At 65.3% G+C, this 23,583-nt stretch carries 20 protein-coding genes; 9 read left to right on the forward strand and 11 right to left on the reverse strand.

From position 1 onward, the window contains the following. The first annotated feature begins 221 nt into the window (after nt 1–221). Entirely contained in the window at nt 222–1,877 is a 1,656-nt protein-coding gene (locus AC5RWO_RS01365; RefSeq protein WP_498728792.1) for a RecQ family ATP-dependent DNA helicase, read from the forward strand. 56 nt (nt 1,878–1,933) lie between these two features. Here the strand turns inward: AC5RWO_RS01365 and AC5RWO_RS01370 are convergent, their stop codons facing one another. Then, entirely contained in the window at nt 1,934–3,253 is a 1,320-nt protein-coding gene (locus AC5RWO_RS01370) for an alanine racemase (protein ID WP_498728794.1), read from the reverse strand. 48 nt (nt 3,254–3,301) lie between these two features. After that, complete coding sequence (gene ppk2, locus AC5RWO_RS01375) at nt 3,302–4,237, reverse strand: polyphosphate kinase 2 (protein WP_498728796.1); 936 nt, start codon at nt 4,235–4,237, stop codon at nt 3,302–3,304. Between the two features lie 119 nt (nt 4,238–4,356). On the opposite strand from ppk2, the gene AC5RWO_RS01380 reads away from it, so the two are divergent. The 4 genes from AC5RWO_RS01380 (at nt 4,357) to AC5RWO_RS01395 (ending at nt 7,541) form a co-directional block, all read left to right on the forward strand. Next, nucleotides 4,357–4,821 (forward strand): GNAT family N-acetyltransferase, encoded by a 465-nt coding sequence (locus AC5RWO_RS01380; protein ID WP_498728797.1) that lies wholly within the window; start codon nt 4,357–4,359, stop codon nt 4,819–4,821. 15 nt (nt 4,822–4,836) lie between these two features. Then, on the forward strand, nt 4,837–5,481 hold the full coding sequence (locus tag AC5RWO_RS01385; protein WP_498728799.1) for a DUF998 domain-containing protein: 645 nt from the start codon (nt 4,837–4,839) through the stop codon (nt 5,479–5,481). A gap of 62 nt (nt 5,482–5,543) precedes the next feature. After that, on the forward strand, nt 5,544–6,608 hold the full coding sequence (locus AC5RWO_RS01390) for an ROK family glucokinase (protein WP_498728800.1): 1,065 nt from the start codon (nt 5,544–5,546) through the stop codon (nt 6,606–6,608). Nucleotides 6,609–6,677: 69 nt separating this feature from the next. Beyond that, nucleotides 6,678–7,541, forward strand: coding sequence for a potassium channel family protein (locus AC5RWO_RS01395; protein ID WP_498728802.1), 864 nt, complete (start codon nt 6,678–6,680; stop codon nt 7,539–7,541). A 54-nt stretch (nt 7,542–7,595) separates the two neighbouring features. On the opposite strand, the gene AC5RWO_RS01400 is transcribed toward AC5RWO_RS01395, so the two are convergent. After that, nucleotides 7,596–8,393 (reverse strand): alpha/beta fold hydrolase, encoded by a 798-nt coding sequence (locus AC5RWO_RS01400; protein ID WP_498728804.1) that lies wholly within the window; start codon nt 8,391–8,393, stop codon nt 7,596–7,598. 140 nt (nt 8,394–8,533) lie between these two features. Between AC5RWO_RS01400 and AC5RWO_RS01405 the strand changes: the two genes are divergently transcribed. After that, nucleotides 8,534–9,265, forward strand: a complete 732-nt coding sequence (locus tag AC5RWO_RS01405; RefSeq protein WP_498728806.1) for a GAF and ANTAR domain-containing protein — start codon at nt 8,534–8,536, stop codon at nt 9,263–9,265. A gap of 24 nt (nt 9,266–9,289) precedes the next feature. Here the strand turns inward: AC5RWO_RS01405 and AC5RWO_RS01410 are convergent, their stop codons facing one another. The 4 genes from AC5RWO_RS01410 to AC5RWO_RS01425 form a co-directional block, all read right to left on the reverse strand. Beyond that, complete coding sequence (locus AC5RWO_RS01410) at nt 9,290–9,613, reverse strand: hypothetical protein (protein WP_498728808.1); 324 nt, start codon at nt 9,611–9,613, stop codon at nt 9,290–9,292. Nucleotides 9,614–9,666: 53 nt separating this feature from the next. Then, the gene (surE, locus tag AC5RWO_RS01415; protein WP_498728810.1) at nt 9,667–10,452 is read right to left on the reverse strand and encodes a 5'/3'-nucleotidase SurE; all 786 of its coding nucleotides are present in this window, start codon (nt 10,450–10,452) and stop codon (nt 9,667–9,669) included. Continuing rightward, a complete protein-coding gene (locus AC5RWO_RS01420) occupies nt 10,449–11,435 on the reverse strand; it encodes a 1-phosphofructokinase family hexose kinase (RefSeq protein ID WP_498728812.1) in 987 nt (328 codons plus the stop codon). The genes surE and AC5RWO_RS01420 overlap by 4 nt, the downstream gene beginning before the upstream one ends. Before the next feature lie 155 nt (nt 11,436–11,590). Continuing rightward, on the reverse strand, nt 11,591–12,244 hold the full coding sequence (locus AC5RWO_RS01425; protein WP_498728815.1) for a DUF2278 family protein: 654 nt from the start codon (nt 12,242–12,244) through the stop codon (nt 11,591–11,593). 652 nt (nt 12,245–12,896) lie between these two features. Between AC5RWO_RS01425 and AC5RWO_RS01430 the strand changes: the two genes are divergently transcribed. After that, entirely contained in the window at nt 12,897–13,895 is a 999-nt protein-coding gene (locus AC5RWO_RS01430) for a S1C family serine protease (protein WP_498728817.1), read from the forward strand. Between the two features lie 21 nt (nt 13,896–13,916). On the opposite strand, the gene AC5RWO_RS01435 is transcribed toward AC5RWO_RS01430, so the two are convergent. From AC5RWO_RS01435 to AC5RWO_RS01445, 3 genes are all read right to left on the reverse strand, one after another. Beyond that, nucleotides 13,917–14,048, reverse strand: a complete 132-nt coding sequence (locus AC5RWO_RS01435; RefSeq protein WP_498728818.1) for a hypothetical protein — start codon at nt 14,046–14,048, stop codon at nt 13,917–13,919. Nucleotides 14,049–14,395: 347 nt separating this feature from the next. After that, a complete protein-coding gene (locus tag AC5RWO_RS01440) occupies nt 14,396–17,263 on the reverse strand; it encodes a S8 family serine peptidase (RefSeq protein ID WP_498728819.1) in 2,868 nt (955 codons plus the stop codon). Nucleotides 17,264–17,493: 230 nt separating this feature from the next. Next, nucleotides 17,494–18,996 carry an amino acid permease gene (locus AC5RWO_RS01445; protein ID WP_498728821.1) on the reverse strand — a complete coding sequence of 501 codons (1,503 nt, stop codon included), beginning with the start codon at nt 18,994–18,996 and terminating at the stop codon, nt 17,494–17,496. Nucleotides 18,997–19,288: 292 nt separating this feature from the next. Here AC5RWO_RS01445 and AC5RWO_RS01450 point away from each other — a divergent pair, with 292 nt between their 5' ends. Continuing rightward, nucleotides 19,289–20,659, forward strand: a complete 1,371-nt coding sequence (locus AC5RWO_RS01450; protein WP_498729310.1) for a DUF6421 family protein — start codon at nt 19,289–19,291, stop codon at nt 20,657–20,659. 317 nt (nt 20,660–20,976) lie between these two features. Here AC5RWO_RS01450 and AC5RWO_RS01455 read toward each other — a convergent pair whose 3' ends face one another. Beyond that, entirely contained in the window at nt 20,977–21,573 is a 597-nt protein-coding gene (locus AC5RWO_RS01455; protein WP_498728823.1) for a hypothetical protein, read from the reverse strand. 180 nt (nt 21,574–21,753) lie between these two features. Between AC5RWO_RS01455 and AC5RWO_RS01460 the strand changes: the two genes are divergently transcribed. Then, the gene (locus AC5RWO_RS01460; RefSeq protein ID WP_498728824.1) at nt 21,754–23,574 is read left to right on the forward strand and encodes a calcineurin-like phosphoesterase C-terminal domain-containing protein; all 1,821 of its coding nucleotides are present in this window, start codon (nt 21,754–21,756) and stop codon (nt 23,572–23,574) included. Nucleotides 23,575–23,583 lie beyond the last annotated feature (9 nt).

Raw genomic sequence — 23,583 nt, forward strand, 5'->3', positions numbered from 1 at the left:
GGGCCTTCGGGGCGTCCCGGCCGGATGAATGGGGGAAAGCATCCGGTCCGGAAGCGGCCAATATCTCGGGGGAAGATAATCGCGGCCAGCTGTGCCTCGTACAGTCTGCCAATTCACCGCACACAATGGTGAATCGTTTGTTACAAATGACGTAATGTTGCGCGCTTGGCCAATATCGCCCTATTCCCCCATCCCGGTCGGTCACGGGAGAAGATCGAGAAGTGGCAAACGTAGATCAAAAAACTTCAGAACAGCCGACGGCGGAGCAGCTGCGGGACATCGCCGAGCACTCCTTCGGCATCGAGACCCTCCGCGAGGGCCAGCTCGAAGCCATGGAGGCAGCCGCCGGCGGCAGGGACGTTCTCGCCGTCATGCCCACCGGGCATGGAAAGTCGGCCGTGTATCAGGTGCCGGGCGTGGCGATGCCGGGCACCGCCGTCGTTGTTTCGCCGCTTTTGGCACTCCAGCGCGACCAGGTGCAGGCCATCAACGCGGACCTGCAGGCGGAGCGGGCCTTCGCGATCAACTCGCAGGTGCGGGCCAAGGCCGAGCGGGCGGCGTGGGAGGCACTGGAGAACGGGGAGGCGAAGTTCATTTTCCTGGCGCCGGAGCAGCTGGCGCGCGAGGAGACCATGGCGCGGCTCGCCAAGCAGGACATCAGCCTGTTTGTGGTGGACGAGGCGCACTGCATCTCGTCGTGGGGCCACGATTTCCGGCCGGACTACCTCACCCTGACCGCGGTGGTGAAGCGGCTGGGCCATCCGCCGGTGATCGCGCTGACCGCCACCGCCTCGCCGCAGACGCGCAACGAGATTGTGGACCGGCTGGGCATGCGCGATCCGCACACCTTTGTGCACAGTTTCGACCGGCCAAACCTGAACCTGAGCGTGCAGCGGCACCACGAGGAACGCGGCAAGCAGGACGCCGTGCTGGACCAGCTCGCAGAGCTCCAGGGACCGGGGCTGCTCTACGCCGCCACGCGCAAGGACACCGAGTTCTACGCCGCGGAGCTCGCCGAGCGCGGACTGCGGACGGACGCCTACCACGCCGGCCGCAAAGCCTCGGAGCGGAAGGCCATCCACAAGCGTTTCCACGCGAACGAGGTTGATGTCGTAGTGGCCACTACCGCGTTCGGCATGGGGATCGACAAACCGGACGTGCGGTTTGTGGTGCACGCGGACATCACCGACTCGCTGGACAGCTACTACCAGGAGATCGGCCGGGCCGGGCGGGACGGCGAGCCCGCCCGCGCCGTGCTGCACTACCGCTCCGAGGACCTGGGGATGCAGCAGTTCTTTGTCGGCGGCACCCCGGCCGAAGAGGATCTGGCCGCAGTGTTCGAGGCCGTCCGGGACCACTCCCCCATCCGCGCCGCCGGGCTGCGCGAGCACATCGGGCTAACGCCGCGGAAACAGACGCGGGTGCTGAACCTGCTCGAGCACAGCGGCAGCATCGCGGTGAACCGCAGGGGCTACCGCGCCGTCGGCTCCGTCAGTACCGAGGAAGCGGTGGAGAAGGCACTGGCCGAATCCGAATCGCGCCGGCTGATCGACAAGTCGCGCATCGAAATGGCGCGCGGCTACGCCGAGACGGACACCTGCCGGCGGGACTGGCTGCTCAACTACTTCGGCGAGGAGACGGACGGCTACTGCGGCAACTGCGACAACTGCGAAGAGGGCTCCAGGGCCGAGGCGGAGGCGCACGAGGCCGCCATGCCGGAGGGCTACGAGATCCAGCGGCCGGTGACGCACCGCGAATGGGGCCACGGCATTGTCATGGGCACCCAGCCGGACCGCATCACCGTGCTCTTCGACTCCGTGGGCTACCGGGATCTGGCCTTGAAGGCCATCGAGGAAGATGAGGGGCTGTTGACATAGGACGGCGGCGGCGCGGCTTAGTCCCGCGGGTCCCGTTCCGCAGCTGCCCGCCCTGCTTAGAAGAACGTCTCGATCAGGCGGGTGACCTTGGCACTGGCTCCGGGTGTGAAGGTCTCAACCGCGGGGATGAGCCGCCATTTGTCGAACATGGTGCACGGGTGCGACAGCCCCAGCACCACCAGATCCCCCACGGCGGGCTCGGCGCCGTCGGCCGTCCGCAGGAACGAGTGCTGGTCATTCATCCCGCTCACTGTGGCCCCGCGCAGGTCGGAAGTCTGACCCGTTGTCCGGGACACGGCAGTCAGCGGGATCGGAAAACCCTCGTCGTAGGGAAAATCCCGCTTGCCGCCGTCAAGCAGGGCAAGGCCGGGCTCCGGCTGGGACAGCACCCGGCAGACGGCGCGGGCAGCCGGCACTAGAGTCTCATCACCAGTGGACGCGCGGTCCGGGTCGAAGGGCGACAGCGCATGGTAGATCCCGTGGTCATGGGTGATGTACGCGCCGGACCGCAGGACGTACCGCGCCGTGTCGGACTTCCGCGCCTGCGCGAACAGTTCGCTGACGACGTCGGGATAGTTGCTGCCACCGCACGTCACCAGCACGTCGCCGTCGTCGTACAGATGGCCGACCCGCCGGTGCAGCTCCAACAGATCCGAAACGTAGCGGTGGAGGAAGTCCAGCGTCGCCTTGTCCCGGTCGTGCCCGAGCGCTCCCTCGTAGCCGGCCACCCCAGCCAGCCGCAGGACCGGTGAGGCGTTCACCGCTTCGGCTAGCGCAACCGCCTCGTCCACACTGCGGCAGCCGGTCCGTCCTCCCGGCGCGCCGAGCTCCACCAGCACGGACAGCGGCCGGGCCAGCGTGACCCCGGCCAGGGCTTCTTCGGCAACGCCGATGGCAGCGGGATTATCCAGCCAGGACCAGATGGAGCACTCGGGATCCTGAAGCTCGCCGGCGACCCAGCGGATGGCGTTCGGGTCCGTGAGCTGGTTGGCCAGCAGGAGCGCGTTGAAGGAACGGGCCCGCCCCACCCGCAGCTGGCTCGGATTGGCCACGGTGATGCCCGTGGCGCCCGCATCGAGCTGCTGCTGCCACAGCTGCGGCGCCATGGTGGTCTTGCCGTGCGGCATCAGTTCCAGGTCCCGCTCGCCCAACCAGCCGGCCATGAACGCGACGTTGTGCGCCAGGGCTTCCTCATCCAGCACCAGCAAGGGAGTCCAGAAATCCGCCAGATCCGGACCGGCCGCAATGTACTCCTCAACCGTCCGGCCGGCCGCGTCTCCCGGCAACCCCTTGTCGTCCGCGCTGATCATCCGGGCCTGCTGTACCTGCTGCTGTGGGTTCAACGTCGCCCCGCCTTTCGTCGTCGTCGTTGGCATTTGTCTCCAGCGTAGTGGGCCAACGACGGCGGGGCTCACCTTTGCGGGTCAGTCGCCAACTGACTCGCGGCCGCGGCGCACAATCAGCGGATCCGGCTCGTAAACTACAGAGCTGTCCTTGTCCTCGTAGTCGAACTGGTTGAGGAAAAAGCGCATCGCGTTGACCCGCGCCCGCTTCTTGTCATTGGACTTGATGGTGATCCACGGCGCGTGGTCCGAATCGGTGCGCAGGAATGTGTCTTCCTTCGCCTGGGTGTAGTCCTCCCAGCGGTCCAGGGACGCAAGGTCCATCGGCGAGAGCTTCCAGCGGCGCACCGGGTCGATCTGGCGGATCGCGAAACGGGTACGTTGTTCGTGCCGCGTCACCGAGAACCAGAACTTGGTGAGGTGGATTCCGGAGTCCACCAGCATCCGTTCGAAGACCGGCGCCTGGTCCATGAAGGTCTCGTATTCCTCCGCACTGCAGAACTCCATCACACGCTCCACGTTGGCCCGGTTGTACCAGGAGCGGTCGAACAGCACGATCTCGCCGGCCGTGGGCAGATAGTGGATGTAGCGCTGGAAATACCACTGGCCCTGTTCGCGGTCCGAGGGTTTTCCCAGCGCCACCGTCCGGGCGGCCCGAGGATTCAGATGCTCGGCGAAGCGCTTGATCGTCCCGCCCTTGCCCGCCGCGTCGCGGCCTTCGAACGCGATCACGTGCTTGAGGTCATGGTCCTGGCTCCAGTACTGGAACTTCAGCAGTTCCACCTGCAGCCGGTATTTCTCCAGCTCGTATTCTTCCCGGGACATCCGTTCGTCGTACGGGTAGTCATCCCGCCACGTCTCCACCGCCGAACCACCGGGATCAATAAGCTCCGGGTCCTCGCCCTGCCCGCCCCTGACCGAGTAGCCCAGCTTCACCAGCTGGTCGATGGCCTCGCGCAGGTTCTCCCTGACCCAGCCTTGATTCTCAATCGACCAATGTTTGCCGTCCTGAGTCATCCCACCACCCCTTCCGGCTCGCGAATTCACGGCACTCTAACAACGCCGGGTGAACGGTTGGTGAACTCGCTCCGCCTGCGACGACGACCGGCGGCCGCAGGGCGTGATGGAATCAGGGGATGGAGATCCGCCCCTACGCCGAAACCGATGCCGCAGCGACGCTGGGCGTATTCCTGGCGGCGGTGACGGAGACGGCTTCAGTGCACTACTCAAGGGAGCAGATCGCGGCATGGGCGCGGCCAGCTGAACGGGATGCCGTCCAATGGAACTTGGCGAGGAAGGCACGCAATACCTACGTGGCCACGATCGGAGGCGAGGTCGCCGGATTCTCCGACGTCGGAGACGATGGCTACATCGACATGATGTTTGTCGCCCCCAAGTTCAGTCGGCGCGGTGTCGCCGGCGCCCTCCTGACGCATCTCCACGGCATTGCGGTAGGAGCCGGCGCATCCGAGCTGTATACCAATGCGAGCATCACGGCGCGGCCGTTCTTCGAGCAGCATGGCTTCGCCGTCGTCGCAGAGCAGCACCCCGTCACACACGGCGTAGCGATGACCAACTACAAGATGGTGCTCCCGCTTTAATGGAATGCTGGGCCTATGACAACGCAGCCGCTCACTGCAGGCCGACGCCGATACGCGGCGGCTGCGATGGCCGGCGCCGTGATCTACGCCGTGGTGGATATTGTCCTTCACCTGCTGCCGCCGCACTACAACCCGATCAGCGACGCCGAGAGCAACCTCGCGGTGGGCCCGTTCGGCTGGGTCATGAACCTCAATTTCCTCGGCCGCGCCGCCATGACTTTCTGCGTGATTGCGGCCATCGGCAGTATGGGGCAGGCGACGGGACTGCGGCGTACCGGTTCCTGGCTCCTGACAGTCGGAGGCGTGTGCTCGGCTGTTCTGGCGTTCTTTTCGGCCGATGTCGATGCTGCCGGCGCATCCGGCCTGCGGGTTTCCACTGTCGAAGGCACCATCCACCTTTACGTCGCGAGTCTCGGGTTCCTCGCCGCGTTGGCGGCCTTCGTCCTGCTGACACTGTGGATCCGGAACAGTCCGCAACTGCGCAGCGCCTATCCGGCAGCACTGGCCTTCACACTGCTGGCCGGCGCCGGACTCGCGTCTCTTGGCATGACCATTAGCTTTGCTCCGGACCTGCTCGGCTTGGCGGAGCGGATCTGTTTGGTCGGCATCCTCGGCTGGGCTTTCGCCGTCGCCGCCGCTATCCGCCGGTCCGACCCCTGACCTGTTGGATCGCCCCGCCCGGCTCCCGCGTCGCCCAGCCGCGTACCCCTAATATGGGACAAATGAGAGCTGATCCGGACCGACCGAGCACCCTCAGGGTACATTCCGGTGCCCTGCGTCGCGACCGGGTTCCGCGTGCACGCCCCCAGCTCCGGCTGCCCAGCAGACTGACCCGCCGGGGCCTTTCCATCGGGATCGATATCGGGGGCACCAAAGTCGCCGCCGGCGTGGTCGATGCGGACGGCCGCATCCTCGCCGAAGAAATCCGTGCCACCCCGGGGCACGATCCCCGCGAAGTCGAGCACGTCATCGTCTCCCTTGTCCGCTCCTTGTCCGCTAACCACCGCATCCTGTCGGTCGGCATCGGCGCCGCCGGCTGGATGGACCGCAGCGGCAGCACCGTGCTGTTTAGCCCGCATCTGGCCTGGCGCAACGAGCCCGTCCGCACCAACCTAGAAAAGCTGCTGCACCGCAGGGTTTCGCTGGCCAACGACGCCGATGCCGCAGCCTGGGCGGAATGCCGTTTCGGCGCGGGCAGCGGCCAGAGCCGGCTGGTCTGCATCACGCTGGGAACCGGTATCGGAGGTTCCATCGTCATCGACGGGCGGCTCGAACGGGGCAACTGGGGCGTGGCCGGCGAGTTCGGCCACCAGGTCATCGTTCCGCACGGCCACCGCTGTGAATGCGGGAACCGCGGCTGCTGGGAACAATACGCCTCAGGCAACGCCCTCGGCCGCGAGGCGCGGGAACTTGCTCGCGCCAACTCCCCGGTTGCCCATGAGTGGCTCCGCGCAGTGGATGGCCGCGCGGAGGAGATTACGGGCGCCGTCGTTACTTCCCTGGCCCGCGAGGGCGATCCGGCCAGCATCCAGTTGATCGAAGACATCGGCGAGTGGCTCGGCCTGGGCCTGGCCAACCTTGCGGCGGCCCTGGACCCCGGGATGTTCGTGATCGGTGGCGGACTCTCCGAAGCAGGCGAGCTGCTGCTGGAACCGACCCGCCGTGCATTCGGACGCAACCTCACCGGCCGCGGTTTCCGTCCAGCAGCGCCCATCGACCTGGCGGCACTGGGACCGAAGGCGGGACTGATCGGCGCCGCCGACATTGCCCGCTTCTCCTGGCGTTGAACCCCTGAGACAGAGCGCCCGCTCCGCCGATCTGCCCCACCCGCAGGAACGGCGTGCTAGACAGTAGAGATGATGTGGCTCTTCACTTTGCTGGGCGTCGTTCTGATTGTTGCCGGGCTGAACGACGTTTTCCACACCCTGCTCCGGCCAACGGGGCGGGGACATTTGAGCCACTTCGTGGTCCAAGCAATGTGGCGGCTGTTCAGAGGCAAAGAAGCGAGCCGGAAGTATGCCGGCCCGGTGGCGATCGTCTCCGTGATCCTTTCGTGGACCGCGCTGCAGGCGGTGGGCTGGGCGCTCATCTACTACCCGCACTTTCCCGACGGGTTCTCCTATTCACCCGGACTTGATGAATCCAGGTATTCGAATGTCGCCGAAGCAATGTACGTGTCGGTCATGACGCTGTCCACGCTCGGCTACGGCGACGTCGTTCCCATCGACAACTGGATCCGCTGGGCCTCTCCCCTTCAGGCAGTCACCGGATTCGGGCTGCTCACTGCAGCGGTTTCGTGGTTCATGCAGATTTATCCTTCCCTTTCGCGCCGCCGGACGCTGGCACTGAAGCTGTCCTCGATGAGCAAGAGCGGGTACAAGGACAAACTGTTGCAGCTGGAACCTGCCGTGGTCTGCAGCGCGCTGGAATCTGTCGCGGAGAGCATTTCCGAAGCCCGCATTGACCTCAGCCAGACCACTGAGACCTATTACTTCCGCGACACCCCTGATGCCTCTCTTGCCGTTTCCCTCACCTATGCACTGGAGCTTTCCGCGGCCGGACAGGAGTCTCCCAGCAAGGATGTCAGCCTCACCGCCGAGGTGCTGGAGACTTCGCTGACAGAGCTGGCAGGGTACCTGCGGGATGAATTTGCCCTGGAGGGCGCGACCACACGGGAAGTTTTCCTGGCGTTCGCGGCAGACCACGGCCACCGGGACTGATGCATCTCCCCTCAACCCAAATTCCTGGTTCAGCGCCGACAGAGCTGACCTGGCCTAGCGCCCTTCGCTACCTGCCAGTTGCCCGTCGAGAAACGCCAGCACTTCGGCGGAAGCCGGATTGATGAGATGCCCGCCCTCCACGACCTCGTGGCCTGCCCCGGGGATCAGGTCGGCCAGAACATTGTCGACGGCGCGGAAGACCGGCGGCGACGCGGCACCGGAAACAATCAGCACGGGCTTTCGCACGTGGGCCAACTGCTCGTGGTCCGGCCTGGAGGACCCGCCCTTCAGTTCGGCCATAACGGCAGGAGCGTTATCGAGCACCATGCGCCGCCAAGCATCGGGCAAGTGCGTCCAGCCCTCGTCGCCGAGGATCTCGCGGTAGAAACAGTCCGCCCCGGCCTCCGGTCCACCGGTTGCGGCAGCCGCGGCGACGTTTGCCTCCAGGGCACCCTCCCACGCATGGGCTTCCGCCGTCATGGTCACGATGGCCGGCTCCAGCAGGACCAGTGCGCGGACCAGTCCCGGGTAGCGTTGCACCAGGTCAACGGCGATCTCGCCGCCGTAACTGCGTCCAATAACGACGGCGGGGGTCGCCTTGAGTGCGTGCAGCAGCGCCGCGGCGTCCTCGGCATGTTCGCCCACCGAGGTCATCGTGTACGGTTCCGGCCGCTCGCTGCGGGTGCAGCCGCGCCGGTCGTAGATGATCGTCCGTCCGCGCTTGGCAAGCTCGTCCACCGCCTCACCCCAGACTTTCGCCGAGCTGCCGGTGCCGTGGATGCACAGGATCGGAACGCCGTCGCCATGTTCCTCGTAGTAGAGGGACACCCCGTTCACACGGATCTCGCTCATAGATACAACGCTACGCGCATCCCAAACCGCCCGTCCATGGCCCCGACAGGGCGAGGAACGCGGAGAACCCCGCGGCGACCGAGCCGACCCCGGCACAAAAGGCCCGTTCTTTTCAGGTCCGTGCACTTTAGACTTGAGCGATGACCAAGAACTACGCGGAGACTCCAGTCGCGGAACAACTCCAGGACCTGATCCTCAGCAGCGAGGATGTTGACGACTTCCTCGAGGATCTGGCCGTCTTTTCCTCCGACATCCTTGGCGGGGGCGTCGAGGTGCACTGCGGAGTGACTTTGAAGCGGGACAAGCGTGCCATCACGGTAGCCAGCAGCAGTGCCCAGGCCAAGCTGCTGGACGAGGTCCAGTACGGTTTCGGCGACGGGCCTTGCCTGCACGCCATTGCCACCGAACACACAACGGTCATATCCGATGTGCGCACGGATAACCGGTGGCCGGACTACTTCGCCGCCGTTGCCGAGTTCGGCTTCTACTCAATGATGGGAGTGCCGCTGATCCTGGGTCAAAGCGGCGGTGCCGCGTTGAACTTCTATGCGCGGGAACCGGACACGTTCGGGCCGGATGCAGTCCGGATTGCAGAAGGCTATGCCGCGCAGGCGTCGCGGGCGCTGCAGCTGGCTCTGCGTCTCGCCCACAGGTCCGAAACTGCTGACCACCTGAAGCGGGCCATGGACTCGCGGACCACTATCGATCTGGCCGTCGGTATCATCATGGGCCAGAACCGCTGCAGCCAGGACGAAGCGTTCCGCATCCTGAAGAACGCCTCCAGCAGCCGGAACGTCAAGCTCCGCGAGATCGCAGCGGGAATCGTGTCCTCAATAGGCCAGGGACCGGCCCAAACAGTCTTCGATGACTAAACCGGGCACTGGCTAAAGCGGATCCTAGTAGCCGCTCCCCAACGAGGTGCACAAAGGCGTCTCGGCCAGCGCAGTTTCGTTCTGGCAACGCTCCTCCACATACCTGCTGGGAAGCGTATTGCCCAGAACGCCCTGATGCGCCTCGGACGCTGCCTCGAACTCGCTCAAATTGGAGCACGCGGTGAAAGCCGGCTCCAGGAACTTATCGGTGTCCTGCAGCTCCCGTTCCTTGTCGGCGGCGGCGAAGGCCTCCATGCAACCGGCGGACTCGTTGCCGGTGCTCTCGCCGCAGGCCGTCAGAGCCAGCGCGGCCACGGCGATGAGCGCCAATCCACGAGGAATGTCCATGGGCCGAGCATACGCCCGCCACCATCGCGGCGGGCGTAAACGGGCAAGAAAAGTCAGGTCCCCGCTGGCTTCGGCAGGCTCCGCTCCAGATCCGGAAGCTTGCTTTCGGTCACCGGCTGGACGCTGGTCACGGTGGCGTAGCCGGCTGCCAGCAGCGCGAAGTCGCTCTCCGGCGGCGCCTCCTCCTTGCTGTCCGCAATGGCCAGGCGAAGATGCTGCTGCCCGCGTTCGGCCATGGTGGTCTGGACGATACCGAATTCGGCAAGCGTGGCCGTCCGGTATTCGGGCAGTTCAGGCGAGTCCGTGTTGGGCACATTGAGGTTCAGCACCGTGCCGGCCTCCTGCTCCAGCAGGAACGGCAGCAGCCCGATCGCCAGCCGCGCGGCGTTGTCCCAGTACAGGTGCGCGGGATGCATGCCGGTATCCAACGACACTGCCATCCCGTGGCCGCCGTTGATGCCCGCGGTCAGCGCTGCACCAACCGTGCCGGAGTGCAGGATCACGCGTCCGACATTCGCGCCGCGGTTCACTCCGGAAAGTACGACGTCGGGCGGGTCGCCGAAGGCGCCGTGGGTAGCAATCATGGCAATGAAGCCTGGCGCACCGTGGACCGCGAACGCCGGAACACCGTCGAGGCCTTCCAGCTTCCGCTCTTCGATGCGGATGCGGCCCTCGTCCTCCCGGGCGGTGATGGAAGCGCTGCTACCGCTGGCTTCCACCACCGGTGCGGCAACCGTGACGTTGAGCCCGGCCTCAACCGCACCGGCAGCCAAAGCATGCAGCCCCGGGGAGTCTATGCCGTCGTCGTTCGTGATCAGGACCATTTTCGGCTTGTTCATTGTTTCCGTATCTTCTGCGCGAGCTCGTCCGGACTAATTTGCTGCGACTGGTCTGCTTCGGCCTCGCCCTCGAAGGGGACCACCTTCACTAGGCTGCTCAGCTTGTGGATCGCCGCGGCCTCGCCGGTGCCCAGGCCGTGCCGGGTCACGTTCAGCGCGCCGGCAGCGGTTCCCAGCACCACTGCTTCGTGCATGGAGCCGCCGTCGGACAGCGTTGCCGCGACGCCGGCGGTCAGGGAATCGCCGGCTCCGCTGGTGTCCACGCTCTGCATCTCCGGCATGTGTATCTCGCTGACTTCGCCCTCGTCCAGCAGCAGCGACGGCAGGTGGGCGCGGGTGACGATCACCGTTTCCGCGCCTTCCTCGTTCAGCTTGCGCATCGCCTCGACAATGTCAGCCGGACTGGAGCTGGCGGCGCGGCCGGACTCAACGAGCTCGTCGTCGGCGATCTTGACCACGGCCAGGCCGCCGGCCAACGAAGCTGACAACCGCTCCCCCGTCAGGTCGGTAATGACCCTACACCCCGCGGTACGGAGGTCCGCCGCCAGCCGCCGGTACACGTCGGCCGGCACTGCGTCTTCCCGAGCGGCACCGCTCAGGATCACCGTGCCTGCGTCCATTCCCGCCTTGAGCGTCAGGCCGTACAACTCGTCGAGCTCGTGGCGGGAGAGCTTGTCGCCCGGAGATTCGGCGACAACTTTCCGGCCACCGTCCCGCCGGTCGTGGATGTAGGCGCCGCCGTTGCCTTGGCTCTCTACCGAGAGCACATGCACGCCTTCGTCAGCGATCAGATGGTGCACTATGCGGCCGGTCTCCCCGGAAAACACCCCGCACATCGTGACCGAAGCCCCCAGGGCGGTGAGCATTCGCGCCTGCCACACGCCCTGGCCGCCGGCGTGGAGGTGGATGTCGGCAGTCCCTTCGACATCCTCCACCGTCACGGTCAGCACCGGCGACGGAGCAAATATCACTACGGAGCCCATCGCAGGCTCCTCTCAGTCCGGCGTTCAGCCATGCCAGCCTCCTTGCCTCGGGCAGCCGCGCAACGACGCCCGCCCGATATTGATTGCGGTCACGGATGGAATGGATCCTGCTTCCGACACTAACCCCGCTTCAAGGACCGGACAATGGGGGTTCGCTATTTCCGCGGCTTGCCGTGCTCGTCCGTCCGGACCGACTGGGTGACGAACTTGTTGCAGAACATCGCAAACGAGCCGTCCTGCCGCTGCACCAGGGTGGCACCGTCCTGCCAGATGCCGTTTTCCGCCGACCACTGCGAATCGAGCGGATCGCCTTGGTTCTGGTGGATGTTGTGCACGCCAAGCCCGTTCTGGAACGGTTCGCCGAACACCCAGATCCGCTGCGAAACCTCAAGCAGCGGCTCGAGGTCGGCGAGCGCCTCGGTGCTCACGCCCGACTTCCACCGCACGGGAAAATGCACCCGGAACACCGCGGCAAGCAGGCCCGGAATACAGCCCAGGTGGTGCCGCCAGCTCAGGTCCTTGTTGCGGATGAAGTCCAGTGCACCGGAATCCGGTGTGGACTCCAGCCGATGCCAGCCGTCGGCAAGCTTGTCCACGCCCTGGAGCATTGAGGGCCGCAGCTCGATGACCCGCCACTGCACGCCGTTCGGGACGGCCTTGCTATCGACGTCGATCGCACAGCGGTAGACGCCCGCCGGCGTGCGCAGCCGCAGGTTCCCGTGGAAGTACTGCCCGTAGTCGTTCGGTGGATCCCGGAAGTAGTCCTCCTTGACTCCCGCGACCACCCCGTACCCATGATTCAGTGCCATAGGAACCACCTCACCTGCCCGACGCTGGGCTGTTCCTCACATCCTAGGCACGGATCCCGGCCTCCCGCCAGAACCTATCCCACACCGGACCTTGCCCCTGAGCAGGAAAAACAGTCAAAGCACGACGGCGGGTGGCTGGCTTATGCACACGCGCCTATACACACTGACTCCGAAAGTCGCCAATCTCCTACTGAAACCTAAAGCTCAGGCAAATACCTTTGGGGGGTGCCTGGCTCAACGTCACGGCCTCGTTCTGTAACGCTTCCGTCACGCGAAAATAACGCCGTATAAGCTACGTTTCCCGAGCGGCGAAGTTGCGCAAGTCTACGTACCCATCCAGGTTTGGACATTGACGTCCCCGATGAAGGAGTGCGCGATGATCTCCAAGAAAGCTTGTTCGAGCGCAGGCGGGGCTACAGCGGGTGTCCTGATTGTCTCGCTAGCTTCGGCATGCGCACCGGCGCAACAAAGTGAACCGGCCCCCGCTCCCGTCACCGTGACCCAGACGGTGGAGGCTCCGCAGGCGCCGGCCGCTCCTCCACCAACAACAGCGGCTCTTCACTCCACGGCCGCGGCTCCTGCCTCCACAGCCGCTTCGACTCCCGAGCAAGCGCAGGGCTGGCCGGAAATAGTGGAAGAAGTAAGTTCCGGGGTGGCCAGAATCAGCACCACCACATGCGAGGGCGACTTTACCGGTTCAGGCTTCCTCATTGACGAGGACCTGGTGGTCACGGCTGCCCACGTCGTCGAAGGGGCAACGGCAATCAACGTCGCTCTCGACGACCAACTGGTCGGGGCACAGGTCCTCGGTATCAACGAAGCAGCGGAGCTGGCCCTCGTGCGCACCAACAGCGATGTGGAGGGCTACCACTTCACTTTCAACGAGACCGAACCGGCGCTGGGCACAGATGTGGCGGCCCTTGGGTTCCCGCTCAACGCGGAACTGACCCTTACTAAGGGATCCGTCAGCGGCCTCGATCGCGAAATAGATCTCGGCGCTGGACCCATTGCCAATATGATCCAGACCGATGCTGCCATCAATCCCGGCAACAGCGGAGGTCCTTTGCTGACCGTCGACGGCCGCGTCGCCGGTGTGGTCAGCGCGATTCGACAGTTCTCGGATTCTGCGGGTACGCGGGCCGAGGGTACGGCCTTTGCCGTCACTGCACCACGGGCGGCCGCGGCAGCAGAAGAATGGCAGGCTCGGGCAACTCCAGTTCCCCCGGTCGACTGCGGCGCAGCTCCGGCTCCGGGCTTCGGTGACATCGTGTCCACGGTGCTCTCAGACCACGACCAGGCGTCCAATATCGCGCAGAGTCTCCTCGTCCATGGACAGGGCATCAACCGCGCCGCCTATGATGCGGCTTACGAGGTTTTCACTCCCGAAATGCAGGCGGAGTTCGGCGGCGTGGAGGCGTGGAGCAGCGGTCTCAGTTCCTCTTACTGGACGGACCTGACTGTCTTGGCTGTCAGCGGCGAAGAGGATACTCTGCTGGCCGACGTCGACCTGCGCACTATTCAGGATGCGGCCGACGGACCCCAGGGGCAGACCTGCTCGGACTGGAAAATCCAGTACACCATGCAGTGGGACGGCTTGTCATGGCGGATAGCCGGCTCGTCCTTGCCCCTCGGGGCCCCGACCGCGTGCTGAACGAACGGGCGCGCTGTGCGGTCACAGGGTGATGGAGTAGACTCCGGCGGCCAGGACCATCATGCCCAGGACCGCTACGGTTGCGTTCGCAATGCCGCGCTTCGCTTCGGGTTTCATCCGGCGCCATTTGCGCCGCAAACGTCGTATATTCATGCAGTTCCCCAACTGTCTGTTGCATCTTCCCAACGGGAGCACAATCAGTCTGAAGAGCCGGGCACGCGCTGACCCGATTTCGGGGGATCAAGTGAAGCACGTGCCCGGCAGTAACAGAACTGAGAGCCTCCCAGTACTTACACGCACTAGGGCACGGCAAGGAAATATCTATCCCCAACAGGAAGTATCGTTCCCCAACGCCCCAACTGCGCCGGCAGATGAAGGAAGCTGCACCAACATTTTCCTTCACTGCTGACAATAAACTACAGCATCGTGATACCCGCGCGAAAGATGCGGGATTAAACGTTAGCGTTCCGTGTCGCGGGAGCCGCCGTCGTTCTTCGGTTCTACTGCGCGGCCACGGTGTAGCTCGACCAGCCGGTACCGATGAGGTCCCGCTCGGCCCAGCTGCCCTTGTTGGCCTGGTAGTACCAGAGCCTGCCATCGCTGTCCCTGGCGATCAGCCCGGCGGTCCCCTCCCCTGCGTAGCCGTTGGAGGTGACGATGTTGCTCATCGAGTTCCAGCCGGAGCTGCCCACAATCTGGCGGTTCTCGCTGATGAACTTTCCGGAGCCGTTGCCGCGGTAGAGCTTGAGCTGCCCCGCCGGAGTCTTGGCGACGACGTCCTTCTGCCCGTCCCGGTCCCAGTCCATCGCGGTCAGCGTGTAGTCGCTCCAACCGCTGCTGCCCAGCACGTACCGCGGGGAAAGCCAGGTGCCGGAGTCGTTGGGGTACACGTAGAGCTTTCCGGTGGAACTGTTCTTGGCGATCACCACGGGGTACGTATCCCCCGTCCGCCACTTGGTGACAGTCAGGTCGTATGGTGCCCAGCCGCTGCTGCCGATGGTGTGGCGGGTGAAGTCGCCGTCGCGCTTGGCCTGGTAGTAGTAGAGCCTGCCGGACTTTGACTGGGCGATGATGTCGATGTACCCGTCGGCATTCCAGTCCACCGTGTGGATCTCATCCATGGTTGTCCAGCCGGACGCACCGATCATGACCCGGGTGGATCCGGTTCCACTGTGCCCGTAGTTCCAGAGCTGGCCGGAGGAATCGAAGGCCACGATCTCGCCCTGCGACGTGATCGAGGGGCTCGCCTCCGGCGCGGCATCGGCCGTGACCTCTACGCTGCCCAGGTTACGGAAGTCCCCGGACGAGTTGCCCAAGGTATCCCGCAACGGATACAGCGTCACGTCCCACGTGCCGGCAGCCGCTCCCTCGGGAAGCGTCATGGCCCGCTCCCAGGTGCCGTTCTTGACGTCGCCGGAGACCAGTTTCATCTCGCCGAAGCCCACGGTTTCACCGGCCCCCTGGTGCTCCAGTTGGACCGACGGCGGCACCGCACCGGTTGCGTCCGTCACTTGGACCTTCACGGTGACCGTGTTCGTACCGTCCGCGAGGTTCAGCGATTCCGGCGTCACGGTTGAGCCGGCCAGTGCCGGTGAGGCGGTGTCCACCTGGATGGCAGACGCGCTGAAGGAATGGGACCATTCCGTGGTGGAGCCTTCCCGCAGGGTGTACCCCGGCTGCGCAGCCGCGGTGACCACCACTGTGCCGCTGCCCGGGTGGCTGCCGGCAGCGACCGTCTTGCCGTTGGCCTGGTAGCGGACCCCCTCGACCGACGGAATCGTGTAGCTATCGGCGGCGGTGCCGTCTTTGTCGGCGAAGACCACGTCTTTCGGCACCACCTCAACGACCGGTGGCTCCGGGGTCGGCGACGGGGCAGACCCCAGCGCCGCGGCGGCATCCACCAGCCCCGCACCGCAACCCTGCGTGCAAGCACCCGGCAGCGGCCGCGCGGTATCCTTGAGCCGCTTTTCCACGGCGGCCGGCGTCATGGTTCCGCCGGAGCCGGCGATCATCAGCGCAGCCACCCCGGCCACATGCGGTGCCGCCATCGACGTGCCCTGCGAGTAGAAGTACGATTCGGTGCCGGGCGTGGTGGCGCCGTCGTTCAGTGTGGAGGCGATCCCGCTGCTGACATCCGTACTCATGTCCCCGCCCGGAGCGGTCACGTCCACCACCGAGCCGTAGTTCGAGTATTCGGCGCGGTTGCCCTCGCGGCCGCTGGCGCCCACGGTGATCACGTGTTCGCAGTTCGCCGGGGTCGCGTTCAGGGCGTCCCGGCTCTCGTTGCCGGCGGCGACCACCACGGCCGCTCCGGCGTTGTAGGCGTAGTCGATCGCGGCCTGCGAGGTGTTGGAGCAGATTCCGCTGCCGCCCAGGGACATGTTGACCACATCCGCCGGGGTCGGGTTGGCCGGCACACCGGGCACCGTGCCGCCGGCGGCCCAGATGATGCCGTCGGCGATGTCGGACATGTAGCCGCCGCACGCACCGAGCGCGCGGACCGGGAGGACCTTGGCGCCGGGGGCCACGCCGGCCACGCCCTTGCCGTTGCCGGTCACCGCGGCCACGATTCCGGCCACGTGGGTGCCGTGCCAGGACGAGCCAGCGCTGCCGGTGTTGGAGCCGCATTCGTAGGCACCGTACCAGTCCCCCGCGTCACGCGCGTCGGGGTCGCGGCCGTTGCCATCACGGGACATGGCGGGATCGGAGATCATGTCGTAGCCCGGCAGCACGTTCGCGTTCAGATCGCTGTGGTTCGTGATGCCGGTATCGACCACGGCGACCACGGCGCCCTCGCCGCGGCCGGCATCCCACGCGCCGGGCAAGCGCAGTCCGGCCCGCTCTTCCCAAAAGTTCCACTGCAGTTCATACAGCGGGTCATTCGGCGCCGCCGCTGCCGGCTGCAGCAGCGGGTCCGGCTCCACGTAGGCAACGTCGGGATTGGCCTCCAGCCCGGCCACGAGGTCCTCGGATGCGGTGGAGTCCAGCGTGGCGGCGGTTTCGATCACCTGTGCTCCGGTGGCGGTGGTCCGCACTTCCTTGACGGAGATGCCCAGGTCTTTGGCAGTCTTCCCGTAGGCATGGGCACGGCCGGCGGAACTGCGCCCGGCCTTCTCCTTGAACTTCACCACGTACCGGCCCGACGCCGGCACATCTTCCCGCTCGAGACCGGCTTCCGGCGCTACCGGAAGGGGTTCTTCGCCGTCGCCGGGGAGCAGCTTTTCAGCTGCGGCTCGCGGCTCTTCGGCGGCCGGGGCCGGTTTTTCGGCGGCGGCTGCCGCGGCGGGAAACAGCAGGCCGCCCAGCAGCGCCGCCGCGCAGAACGAGGCGGTTCCAGAAGTGAGCCGGCGGGGACGGAGCTGAGACATAGGCATCCTGTCAATGGTGCACCGCTGGGGAGACGGCGCAAAAAAAGCACTTCAAACGGAAGCGCCGCGAACACTTCCGGTATTGATTGTACGTTTTATCTCCGGCTTCGCACCATGGAGGAGCCAAATAATGGGGACCGAGATTACGACGTCGGGTGCCCGGCTTCCGCTGGCCGGGCACCCGACGTCGTAATCAAGACATTGGGCTACTTCAAGACGTCAGTGCTGGATCAGGAATCCCGCGCCTCTGTCCGCTCCCTGTGCAGGGGTTGTCCGGCCTTGCGCCGGCCGTACTTCACGTAGAAGAAGGCATAGCAGGCGCCGACAAACGGGATGCCGAAGTAGAGCGCACTGACTTGGTTGGGGTCGAATGCGAGGCCGATCAGGGAGACGACGCAGAGGCTGAAGGCCAGGATCGGCACCAGGGGGAACAGCGGTGCCCGGTAGGCCAGCGTGCCTACGTCGCCGCCGTTCCTGATGAACGCCCGCCGGTTGAAGAAGTGCGCTGCAGTGATGGACATCCACACGCCCACGGTCGCGAAGCCGGCTATCGAGACCAGCACAAGGAACACCGTGGAGGGTGCTACGAAACCGCTGACCAGGGAGGCAAGCCCGCCGAGCATGCTCACGCAGAGGGCTACCAGCGGGATCCCGCGCTTGGTCAGTTTCTTGAACACCTTGGGCGCATGGCCTTCGTCGGAGAGCGAAAAGAGCATGCGGGCGCAGGAGAACAGCCCGCAGTTTCCGGCAGACAGCAGGGCGGTGATGATCACAAAATTCATCAGATCCGCGGCGTACGGAATGCCGATTGTGGCGAAGACCGTCACGAACGGGCTTTCGTTCAGCGTCACCTGGTCGTACGGGATGGTCGCCGCGACCACGATGATCGCCCCGACAAAGAACACGGCCAGGCGGATGACGGTGGTCCGCATGGCTTTGGGAATGTTGGTGCCCGGATCGGCCGTCTCGCCGGCCGCGACGCCGATGAGTTCGGAGCCGGAAAAGGCATAGAACACCACCAGGCACGTCACCAGCACGCCCGTGAAGCCGTTGGGAAAGAGCCCTTCGGCCGTGTCGAAGTTCTCCGCCAGGAACGGATAGTTGCCTTCGGCCAGCGGATGGAAACCGAACAGCGCGGCCCCGCCCAGCACGATCAGCCCGATAACCGCGCTGACCTTGATCAGAGCGAACCAGAACTCCGATTCGCCGAAGACCCGCGACGAGATCGCGTTGAGGGTAAATAGCACGGTGGCGAAGACCAGGCACCAGATCCAGACATCCACGTCCGGGAACCAGCGCTGCATCAGCAGGCCGGCGGCCGTGAACTCCGAGCCGAGCGCCACGGCCCAGCACAGCCAGTAGAGCCAGGCCGTGGCAAAGCCGGTGGCCGGACCGATGGCGCGGGCAGCGTAGATGTGGAAGGCGCCGGAGACCGGGTAGATCACCGCGAGCTCGCCCAGGCAGGCCATCACCAGATAGACGACGACGGCGCCCACCAGATAGGCAAGGACGGCCCCGAGCGGTCCCGCCTGCGCGATGGTATAGCCCGAGCTCAGGAACAGTCCTGACCCGATGACCCCGCCCATCGCGATCATAACCAGATGTCGGGCCTCCATCGATCTGCGCAGCCCGGACTCGGGCGGATTCGGCGCAGAAAGCGGGTCTGGGATCGGCGAGGGCGAGCCGGATGTGTCGGCTGGAACGTCGGTATGCGAGGGGGAACTAGGTCCCATGGTGCCTCCGGGAAAGTAGCAGCGAGTGGTGGGGTGATCCGGTGGGCCTGCCGGAAAACAGTGATCAAGCTAACAGAAATAACCACGCGCCACCGGAGTTCGGGAATTGTTGCTGGCCAATCGGAAAAACCCTTATGGAAGGAGCGGAGAAAGCCGGCATGAGCATAAGAATTACTAACGGAAGGACATATTGAGGGTAAATACCTCTTGGACCTCTGCTAGCGTTCGAGCCGAATTCCCGTTGACGAGTTCCCAGTTGAAAGGACGTTTTGTGGAGACCACCCTTGAGCGCATCGAATACCCGGCAGTGTCGGATCGCGAATTGACCGGGCACCCTGCCTGGATCGCCCTGAAGCAGGCAGCGACGGAGCTGCAGCTTCTGCAGGCGCAGGACGGTTCCGTCCACGACCCGGCGCATCACGGCCAAGCGAGCAACGCCGTCGAGGTCATCGCGAACTCGGTCGGCGAGCTGGCCGGCTACTTCCCGCATGACACCGAGTACCTTTCACTCCTGCGGGCCGATCTGGAGAAGTGGGCCGCCTCGGACTTCCAGGTTCCGGACTTCCTCGACTCCCTGGTTGCCTTCCAACCCCAGCAGCACCGCGTGGACGGGCTCAAGCACCTTGTCGTCTTCCCGATGTACACCCAGAACGGCAGCAGCAATCGGTTCATGGAAGCCGTGCTGGTAGAAGTACTTTGGCCCGACTTCGTCGGCGAACTGGAGGCCGGCAGTTACTCCAACAAGCTCTTCGTCCCCATCCGCTTCCTCGACTTCACCCCCGGGTACAACACGAACTCGGCAGTGCTCTTCCCCGAAAGCGTTGCCGTCCGGAGCACCCCGCAGTTCAGCTGGGGCGGCATCTTCGCCGACCGCGAGGCCGCCCGGTTCCGCCGTGTGGTGCGGGCCGCCAGCGAGATCACGTCCCTTGAGCTTCCCGCCGAAGCGGAGGAACTGCTGCAGGACCAGCGCCTGGCCGAAGAAACCTTCGTGATGTGGGACCTGATCCATGACCGGACCCACATGCGCGGGGACCTGCCATTCGATCCCTTCATGATCAAGCAGCGCATGCCCTTCTTCCTCTACACGTTGGAGGAGCTGCGCTGCGACCTGACCGCCTTCCGCGAATCGGTCCTGATCGAGCGGGACGAAGAGTCCTCCCCCGAGGCCCGCTCGCACGCCAAACTCGTCCAGTACGCGGTCATCTTCGACCGCATCTTCCGGTTCGCGATCACCGGCAGCCGCACCCGCAACTACGACGGGTTGGGCGGGCAACTGCTCTTCGCCTGGCTGCACCAGCACAAGGTTCTCCACTGGACGGACAGCAAGCTCTCCATCGACTGGGCCGACGTCCCCGACGTCGTGATTGAACTGGGCAAACGGATCGAAGAGCTCTACTGGCGCTCCATCGACCGCCCCAAAACCGCCCACTGGCTCGCCGCCTACGAGCTGATCAGCGGAACCGTCACGCCGCATCCGGCGTCGGTCTGGGCACAGGGACCGGTGGCCCTCCCACTGGCCGGGCCGCCGCGCGGCCTGACCGACCAGGTGCTCGACGATGAGTTCCCGCTCTCCATGTTCTACGAGGCGCTGGAAAAGAAGATGCGCGCGGTGATTGAATCAACCGCCGGCATCACCGGCACCACGGACGTCCGGGAGGGCTGAAACGCACGAACAACGACGGCGGGTGCCCACCCGCCGTCGTAATCCCTGCTCCGCTCACCGGGGTACTGGGTCAGCGATCCTTTTTCCCCTGGCCCGATGGGAAGCCGCCGCGCCTGAAGGGGCACGGTGGCGCCGCGCAACGGGTTTGCCTTGCCGTATGTCGGGCCCGCAGATCAGCACCGCTAAAGGGGCGAAAGCGAGTGCGACGACGATGACGAAGAGGGAAAATTCCATAACCAGCTCCTGCCGTTGGAATCAACGGTAAGCGCCAAATGACCGGCACACAACGGGTTGAGGAACGGACCGGGTTGCCGCGCTTACTTTCCTTCGTGTCCGCCGGAACTACGATCGGGCTTGGCTCCTGAAACGGTCAGCAGGGCGTCTTCGTAACCGCCGCCGAAGCCGATGCGGGTGATGTCCTTGAGCCGGTACTTGGTCATCTCTGTATCCCAGCGGGCGTGCCTGTCGAGTTCGAGCAGCCAGACGCTTTTCCCGCCCCAGTCGACCGGGGCGCCGATAAAGCAGGCATCAGGCTTGTTCTTCTCCTGATGGATCGTGAGGGCTTCCCGGCTCTCGCCCGCCGCGCGGATGATGGCCTCTGCACTGGAGAGGCTGATGGGCTGCTTCGGTGCGGCCGGCGGCCATTGCTTGAGCTTCTTCAGCAGCTCCGGTTCGAACCCGTCAACCTTTTTGACCTTCGTGATGTCCTTGGTGCGCAGGGCAGTGAAGCCGTCCAGGTAGCCTCCGTCACGGGTGTCGGCGATGAGGATCCAGTCGTCGGAAAGCTGCACTACGTAGCCGTGGATGACGTCCGCGTCTTTGATTTTCCGGCGAATATCAACGTACGCCTTCTTATCCATGGCGCTCTGGAGGGCGGCAAGGACCTTACGCCTGGACTTCTTCTGCGACTTCATGCCACCAGCTTTCCACAGGCCCGCGGTTCCGGGAACGGGCGAGACTTCACCCGGGGTTGGGCGAGTCGCTACGTCTGCTTCCCATCCTTGTGGTCTGCCGGTGGTGAAACGTTCACCAAACCTTGGAACAGTGCCTTTGGCAGCGAGAACCGCTAGCCAACATCACTCGACCGAAGGAACATGGTGAACCCCATTACCACCCCGTCCAAGTCACCTTCTGCCAGACCCCTCGCCCTGACCGCCGGCACGCTGGCGCTGATTTTCGGCGGTGTCGTGCTCTCCCCCACGGCCACCGCCGCACCCGAAAGCGCCCCTGCCGACACCGGCTGGGCCGCGAGCGCCTACCGCGGCAGCGTCGAGGTGGTCGAAGGACCGGACGCCGACCAGGAGACCATCGACGGCAGCGTCTTCGACGACAAGAACCAAAACTCCGTGCAGGACGACGGCGAGCGCGGCCTCGGCGGCGTGACCGTCTCGAACGGCCGCGACGTCGTCACCACGGACAGCCAGGGCCGCTACGAACTGCCTGCGTTCGAGAACATGACCGTCTTCGCCACCCAGCCGCGCGGCTACCAGGTGCCCGTGGACGAGAACAACGTGGCGCAGTTCTACTACCACCACCTGCCCGAAGGCTCGCCGGAGCTGGAGCACGGCGGCATCGCCCCCACCGGCGCCCTGCCGGACGCGGTCAACTTCCCGCTGGCCAAGAGCTCGCTGACCCAGTCGCCCGAGCAGCACTGCCTGATCGGCGGCGACATCCAGACCTACACTGAAGAACAGGTGCCCTTCGCCCGCACCGGAGCCTTCGCGGATCTGGCCGAACGCAACGACTACACCGGCTGCGGCGCCCTCTTCATCGGCGACGTGGTGGGCGATGACCCCGGGCTGTACCCGCAGACCCGCGAGCTGACCAGCATGCTCAACGGCCCGGCCCGTTTCCTGCCCGGCAACCATGACCTGGACTTCGACGCCGCCAGCAGCGAGCACTCGTTCGATTCGTTCCGCGCCAACCTCGGCCCGGAGTACTACTCGTACGACGCCGGCAAAACCCACGTGGTGGCGCTGAACACCGTGGAGTACAAGTCGGGCACGCCCTACAACGGTGCGCTGGACGAGCGCCAGCTCGAGTGGCTGCGCAACGACATCGCCCAGGTGCCGGAGAACAAGCTGATCGTCCTCGCCGCGCACATCCCGCTGCTGGACTACGCCGACCAGGGCAGCTCCAAGCACCAGGTCGACCAGGTCAAGGAGATCTACCAGATCCTCGAAGGCCGCGAAGTGGTTGCCCTGGGCGGACACACGCACAGCATCGAGAACCTGCGCGAAGGCGACTCGCTGGCCGGCTGGTCCGACGTCTTCGGCGTCGACGGACTGCCGTTCACGCACATCACCGCGGGCGCCATCTCCGGCGACTGGTACTCCGGCCGCATGCTGCCCGAGGGCTACCCGCTCGCCGTCCAGCGCGACGGCGGCCTGCCGGGCGTGCTCACCCTCGACATCAAAAACACCGAAGTCAAGGAGCGCTTCACCGTCCGCGGCGAAGACGATTCCCTGCAGATGGCGCTGGGCCTGAACACCCCGCGCTACCGCGGCTGGTACGCCGAGAACGTGGACAACAAGGGCTCCGCTCCTGAGTTCACCGACCCGCTGACCGTCTCGCAGGAAGACCTGGCCAACCAGACCTGGCTGACCACCAACTTCTGGATGGGCAGCACCGGCTCCACCGTTGACGTGAAGATCGACGGCGGCGACACCACCGAGGCTGTCCGCACCCAGCAGATGCAGGGCGAAGGCCAGCTGGTCGGCGCCGAGTGGTCCGACCCGACCGCCGTCCAGGAGCAGCTGGTCCACGGCGGCAGCCTGGCCGACCGCATGATGCACCTCTGGCGGCTGGAACTGCCCACCGACCTCGCCGTCGGAGAGCACACCGCCGAGGTCACCGCGACCGACGTCCACGGCCGCGAGTTCACCGAAAGGCTGACCTTCCAGGTCACCAAGTAGTACTGCCCC

The organism is Arthrobacter sp. B055-34 (genome assembly GCF_059090425.1).